The 6686-nt window shown below is 44.9% G+C and carries 4 protein-coding genes and 1 pseudogene; 2 read left to right on the top strand and 3 right to left on the bottom strand.

Going from position 1 to position 6686, the window contains the following annotated elements; all coding sequences use genetic code 11:
* The first annotated feature begins 472 nt into the window (after positions 1-472).
* A pseudogene (locus ACFFAP_RS14990) lies at positions 473-2054 on the top strand (group II intron reverse transcriptase/maturase).
* 336 nt (positions 2055-2390) lie between these two features.
* On the opposite strand, the gene ACFFAP_RS14995 reads toward ACFFAP_RS14990, so the two are convergent.
* Together ACFFAP_RS14995 and ACFFAP_RS15000 are read right to left on the bottom strand one after the other, a co-directional pair.
* Positions 2391-3086 carry a hypothetical protein gene (locus tag ACFFAP_RS14995; RefSeq protein WP_375511947.1) on the bottom strand — a complete coding sequence of 232 codons (696 nt, stop codon included), beginning with the start codon at positions 3084-3086 and terminating at the stop codon, positions 2391-2393.
* A gap of 9 nt (positions 3087-3095) precedes the next feature.
* Positions 3096-3386, bottom strand: coding sequence for a hypothetical protein (locus ACFFAP_RS15000; RefSeq protein ID WP_375511948.1), 291 nt, complete (start codon positions 3384-3386; stop codon positions 3096-3098).
* Between the two features lie 134 nt (positions 3387-3520).
* On the opposite strand from ACFFAP_RS15000, the gene ACFFAP_RS15005 reads away from it, so the two are divergent.
* Positions 3521-4198 carry a tyrosine-type recombinase/integrase gene (locus tag ACFFAP_RS15005; RefSeq protein ID WP_375511949.1) on the top strand — a complete coding sequence of 226 codons (678 nt, stop codon included), beginning with the start codon at positions 3521-3523 and terminating at the stop codon, positions 4196-4198.
* Positions 4199-4370: 172 nt separating this feature from the next.
* On the opposite strand, the gene ACFFAP_RS15010 is transcribed toward ACFFAP_RS15005, so the two are convergent.
* Positions 4371-6686, bottom strand: a 2316-nt coding sequence (locus ACFFAP_RS15010) for a plasmid replication protein, CyRepA1 family (protein ID WP_375511950.1), incomplete at its 5' end; no start/stop codon positions are given.

Genomic DNA, 6686 nt, shown 5'->3' on the forward strand with positions numbered 1-6686 from the left:
ACTCTCGGTCAGATGCAAGTGTAAGTCTTGCCATTCAGACTCAGAATTGACTCCTTATCTGTCCACACCGAACAAGCTCGGTTCTTGTAGAGTGAAGCTGGAACCAGGGCACAATCAGACGACCGTTGCGGGTTGATACTGGTGCTAACAGGGAGTTCCTATGGTGAAACAGAGCCTAGAAAAACAACCTAGCTGCGAGCAGGGCGCAACACAAAAATCCCTGACTTTACTGGAATTCATTCCCGCCGTAAGTAACTCAGAAACGGTAAGAGTCCAGGGAATCCAGTGGTTGGATTGGCTACACCTAACGGAACAATCAATCTCTCCGAGGGAACGAATAAAAACTAACTGCGGGTCTTAAGGAAGTCGAACCTTAAGTAGCCCAGACGAGAGGAGGAACCCCCACAGTTAGGGTAGGACAGACCGTAATTGGTCTGAGGTGTTCAGAAAATACAAAACTCCAGAAGAGAAAATGATTAGACACAGTTACAAAACTAGTGAATCTTGGAGAGCTTTACCGTGGAAGAAATTCCGCCGAAATCTTTTCCGCCTTCACTCATCGCGTATTTAAAGCTGTTCAAGTTGGAGACAAGCGGAAAGCTAGGTCACTCCAAAAGCTTATTCTAAAATCCACCTCGGCTCGATTTCTTGCAATAAGACAAGTATCTCAGCTAAATGCTGGTAAAAAGACGGCTGGTATTGATGGGAAGAAATCCCTCTCATTTCAGGAACGCTTCAACCTTGAAGAACTACTGAAAATGAATAGTGGAAATTGGAAGCATCAAGGACTACGGGAAATTCCCATCCCCAAGAAGGACGGGACTACCAGAATACTTAAGATACCAACCATCTCGGATAGAGCTTGGCAATGCCTTGCAAAATACGCACTCGAACCAGCACACGAAGCCACTTTCCACGCCAGGAGTTACGGGTTTAGAACTGGGCGCTCCGCCCATGATGCACAAAGGTACATCTTTAATAACCTAAGCTCCAGTGCCAATGGAATAGAAAAACGAGTTATTGAACTCGATATTGAAAAGTGCTTCGACAGGATTAACCACTCAACAATAATGGACGAACTCATTGCCCCAAAAGGCTTAAAACTCGGTATCTTCCGATGCCTCAAGGCAGGGGTTAACCCAGAATTCCCCGAACAGGGTACACCTCAAGGGGGAGTAGTTAGCCCACTACTAGCTAACATCGCGCTCAATGGGATTGAAAGTATACACAGATACCACATCGAATACAAATCCGGTAGAAGTATCACAGACAACACTTCAGAAAAGAGAATTGTCAAGCCATCAATCCGATACGCGGATGACATGGTTATTATACTTCGACCCGAAGATGACGCGACAGAGATACTTGAAAGAATCAGCGAGTTCCTCCGTAAACGCGGAATGAATGTAAGCCAAAAGAAAACCAAAGTTACCGCCGCGACAGATGGGTTTGATTTTCTCGGCTGGCACTTCAAAGTCCAGAAAAACGGAAAGTTTAAAAGCACTCCTTCAGTGGACAACTTTAAAGCGTTCCGTAAGAAAGTAAAACACATCATCAACAACTCGAATTATGGTGCTAAGGAGAAAGCCACAAGGCTGGCTCCAATAGTTAGAGGTTGGAGAAACTACCATAAGTTCTGCAAGATGGACGGTTCCAGGAATTCCCTGTACCACATCGAAACAAGAGCTTGCAGGGTATTTAACAAGGAAGCCAATCAAAACCGCTATTCCAGCAAGAAATTGCTAGACAAAGCATTTCCATCAGTTCCTTACTCCGAAAATAAACACGTCATGGTCAAAGGAATAAAATCCCCCTATGACGGAGATACAGCCTACTGGAGCGAACGTAAAAGTAAGCTGTACGACGGCGAAACCTCTAAAGCTCTTAAGAAGCAAAACCATAGATGTGCCTCCTGTGGTCTGAAATTCATCGATGAGGAAAAGGTTCACCTACACCACATCGACGGAAATCATGCCAATTGGAAGAAAAATAATCTAGAAGCAATTCATGAGAGTTGTCACGATTACAAACACATGAGCAAAAGCGCAAGCTGAGAACATCGGAAGCTGGGTGCGGTGAAAGTCGCACGCCCAGATTTAACAGAGAGGTGCCCCGGATAATACCGGGCATCGACTCTACCAAAATCGGGCAATCAGTAAGGTATTTAATCGGCACTCGAAGCGGCATGAGCGCGGCAATAACCGATATCAGCAAATCATCTCTTAGTCTCAAAAATACTCATATTGTTACTTTGACCTTTGATGATGATTCATTGCCAAACCACTTAAAAACACAACAACTAACTGTTTATGACGAATTACTGTCAGGTTGTGAAATAATCACATTTTAAAAAATGAAAATTGTCAGCAGCAGTGAAATTAATCAAAATACTAGCTTGCTGGCTGATAGAATCCCGTATTTTGGTTAAATTCCCACCCTAACCCTGCTCTATCCTTGCCCTTACACCATGCTACAAAAAGCGGTGGGGGAAGATTAATTCGCTCCTTGCGTACAGTTTCAATACTTACACCAAGCCTCTTGGCTAAACCTTCTTCCGTTAGCGGTTGCATTCGGGGAGTATGCCCAGGATAGGATGAATTGTTGTAGTACGATTTTTGTCCCCGCTTTTGTTGGCTGTTGAGATAGTCTTGAATTTTAATAATCGCTTCAGCCAACTGCGTCATTCGGACTGTCATCTTTTCAATTTTTTGTTCTAAATTGGCGAGATTATCAATTGCTGTGGTTTGGTTGCTCTTAGATTCATTTGAAAACTCTGACTCTAGCTTATCAAGTCTTTCGCAAATAGCTCTTATCGTTTCATTGGTCGGAATGGGGTTACTATTGTTACTCGCAACTAAGTACTTTTCAACACTTGCCTTTATCTGAGAATCTAAGCGTTTGTCTAAATTGTTACCACTTATTGCATCAAGCTGATCTTGAGAATCGTCTAAGTAGAGTTCGATAAATTCGAGCAGCGTGGCTGTTGCGGTCGTCCCTTTTGATTTGCACCGGGCGATAAACTGCTCCCAAATCCTTTGATCACAGTTGAAAGATGCCAGTTTTTTCTTACGCCCTGTATTGCTCATGTTTACGTTTCATCTAGGTAAACCGTAACTGTCCGCACCCATTTTATCGTGTAATTTGTCATGATGAATTACCTTGATGCTATCATCGCCAAATGCATCAGCGCATTCTTCAGCCGATGTCTTTTGTGAAGAGATGCTACCGCCGACAGCTACCATTGGCGATAGCCACCGGCTCATAGCGCTTGAGCCAGGAGCAATTCCAGCATCAACCTTCTTCGCCAAAACCTTAGTATTAAATGTCCTCAGTGATGACGCTAATTGCTGAAAATACCCATACTGCTCATCTGCATAATCGCTCACTTCCATTTCTTGTAGTTCACCGAAACAGTGCTGAGTACTGAGTAAAAAAAGCAATAATTATACGGGCTAAATACCCCGAAGGGGCATGTACATCACTCCAAAACTTAAAACTATTTGTTCAGATCGCTGATAGGATGATTAACTATCGGGGGTTCGGGGCAGTGAAGATTGACCGTCACGGGAAGGCGAAGGTTTTATCGCCAGAAGAAATTCAGCGCCTGTTCACTTCGGGGTTAACTACAGAGCGAGACAGAACACTTGGTGCGGTAATGCTTTACACTGCCTGCCGTGTTTCCGAATGTGTCACCCTGAAAATTCAGGATATTTATGACAGCAGAAGGCAAGTCAGGCCAGAACTGAATATTCGCAAAGGTAGCACGAAGGGCAAGCTGTCTACTCGTACAATTCCTGTGCTGGATGAGCTGCGGCATCACCTGGAATTGTATAAACCCAAAGTTTCTTGTGATAATTATCTTTTTCCTGGACGCTGGGGGCGCGGTCATTTGCATGAGGATTATGCAGCACTAATTTTTCGTAGAGGGTGCAAACTAGTAGACATTGAAGGCGCAAGTACTCACAGTTGCCGCAGAACTGCACTGACGTTGATGAGCAATGCAGGAATTCCACTGAGAGTAATTCAGCAAATCAGCGGACATCGAAATTTGGAGCAACTGCAAGAGTATCTCGACGTAGAAGCGTCGCAAGTTCGGGGTGCGATCGCGGCATTGTCGATGCTGACACCGGTGGTCAAAGATAGTAGCAAAAGCGATAGCACTGCTGAGAACAATACTAAGTTGATGACGGATTTCTAGATCGGAAAATATACCAAAGACGATCTAGACATGAGTTATGCCAGATAAAGACTATAAGGATTTTCCCAAAAAGTCACTTACAATTCCATTGGCAACATTTCAAGCGAAAGCCACTGATAAAAATGAGGCACAGATTGCTCTTTATTTACGTAGCTCAGTCGCGGCGTAGGCTTTATCCCTCCATTGGCAATACCTCTTCACTTAGCAAGCTGTAAAATTCCGGGACTTGAGCCTCGACTCGCCGCAGCTCATTCGCTGCGATCACTTCAAGTTCCAGCACCGTATCCCAGCGCAAATCCTCAACCCATCGCTTAAGTATGCCCTTAATCGCATCAACCCCCTGCTTGATACCAGAGCGAAGCATTTCCACGCAATGAAGTAGGGTAGTGCGATCGGTCGGAGGCGACTCAAATTCGGTAGTATCCTCCCCTTGGCAATGGGAGCTCCCTATAGCATCAAGGGGGGGGATGGATACGGGCTGGTGATTTGGGTTTGCACTATACACAGCAGGGGTTTCGGCAGTATAATAGGTTCGATTTTCTTTTTGATTACGCTTCGTTTCACGATGAGCAATTACATGCATTGCAAATTCCAATTGCTCTTTATCTAAAGAGAAAAGTTTCACCTGTTGACCACGTTTACCCTGCTTACGGAAAGTCAACTTTAGCCCCAGCTGCTCTACTAAAGTGGCCAGCAACCAAATAGGTTTACAGTCACTGGGAATAGTAAACCCAAGAATTGCTTTGACGTGAGCAGCACAATGTATAGCGATCTCCGTCATCTTGAGTAAGGTGGAATCCGAAGCGGTAACTTCATCACCCCTCACTAAACTTAAGAGAATCTGATGGAGCCCCAGATTAAATCTAGCCAGCCACCGCGCCGAGTAATTGCCCCAGTCGATGCACAAAGGTAGATTGTCGCGCTCAGTGCGGTCTTTTTGGGTGACAATTGTTGGTGGCGTAGGATAACTTTGCCCAGTTTTGGGGTCAGTAAACGATTCTTCGGGTGGGGCTAAAATGGCCTCAAGTCCAGCAATTGCTCTAATTAAGCGACCACCTTTATCCATTTCTACGAGCGACTCGGTTACTTCGATGCCGTAAGAATCAGAAATGCGGAATTTTTCGCATTCAAAAATTTCATTAGGGTCAAGGTAATCTTTGCTCTGACGGGCACGGTACTCGCTCAAAGTAATATTCTTAGCCTTGGCAACATGAGAATTGTGGGCACGATCCAAAGCTTGTGCTGCCGCTTTTAGACTTTCTCTTGCTTGAGGATCTGAATCATTTCCCACATATATAAATGTATTGCCCATTTCTGTGAGAAGCGATCGCAAATCATCACGCAGATTATTAAGAGAATAGTGGCGGTTAGCCATAATTTGGCAGTAAGCCTCAAGCGCCCAATCTTTCTCGGCTCCGCGTTTGCCTGTTTGACGGTCAATCCGCAACAGAAAAGCGGTCATTTCATTGGTTTGGAGCAAGCGCTCTTTAATCTTGGATGCGTTTGTATCCTTGTAACCAAAGGGAGGACGCGGGGCCACCCAAATATGAAACGGAACTTTCGGGCGATACCGGTACAATTGTTGAGCGCACTCAGTAGCGGTTTGGGAAACGCCGTGAAAAACACCGAACACCAAATCAAAATGATACTCCGAAATATCAACACCAGTACCGAGACTGGGAGAGGTGAACAAGGCATCAAAGTTTTTGACGGCGTTGGTGATATCTTTGATGAAAGCGACATTCTCATCACTGCCAGAATTATCGGAATGAACCGACCAAATGCGCCATTTTTGTGGTGTATGTGATTTTTCGGAGTTAGATTCTTCGTATTTGATAGTAAAGGATTTGTCGAGTTTTTTGATAAAACGCTTACTGTCACTGGCAACCATAACTTTTTCTCCAAGCATCAGCGCTGCCGAGATTTGGGCGACTAGGGCGCTTGAGTTATCCCCCTCGTACCAATAAATTGTGCGCTCCCCGTTTCGCCACTCGTTTTTGATAATGTACGGGACTTCACCGAGTGGTCGCATTGCTTGAAAGAAATCCACAGTCAGGTCATCCATGTGTGCATCAGCGATGACGATCAGTGGCGCGTTGTATACTATATATTCAAGGACTTCTAGGATTGCTGCACGGTGCTGTTTGCAAGTATTACTGTGTAGTAAGTGGGTGAGGTATTGGCAGGCTTCATCTATAAATATGCAGCCGTAAGTGAGAGACTGAGTATTCAACTTATGCAAGCTGTCAATAGTAATGGAGAGAGCTTGGGCCTGGGCTAAACCTGTGTAACCCAAGTCGGAGTACATTGCCGTCCGCAAGCGTTCGGCAAGATTTTTCAACAAGTTAACCCGATGTCCATTGTTGAGAAATCTGGCATTAGGATTTTGGTCACGCCACCAGCGCATGAGTTCAGTTTTACCAGTGCCCATATCGCTCCACAAAACCACGAGTCCTTTTTCTGGAAAACGGAAAGACTTTTTGGGGGC

The sequence above is a fragment of the uncultured Nostoc sp. genome (genome assembly GCF_964245575.1).
GTDB lineage: Bacteria > Cyanobacteriota > Cyanobacteriia > Cyanobacteriales > Nostocaceae > Nostoc.

Bases quoted from the DNA above. Each gene is read 5' to 3' on its own strand.
- ACFFAP_RS14995 (WP_375511947.1), bottom strand. From the start codon at position 3,086: ATGAGCAATACAGGGCGTAAGAAAAAACTGGCATCTTTCAACTGTGAT.
- ACFFAP_RS15005 (WP_375511949.1), top strand. From the start codon at position 3,521: ATGATTAACTATCGGGGGTTCGGGGCAGTGAAGATTGACCGTCACGGG.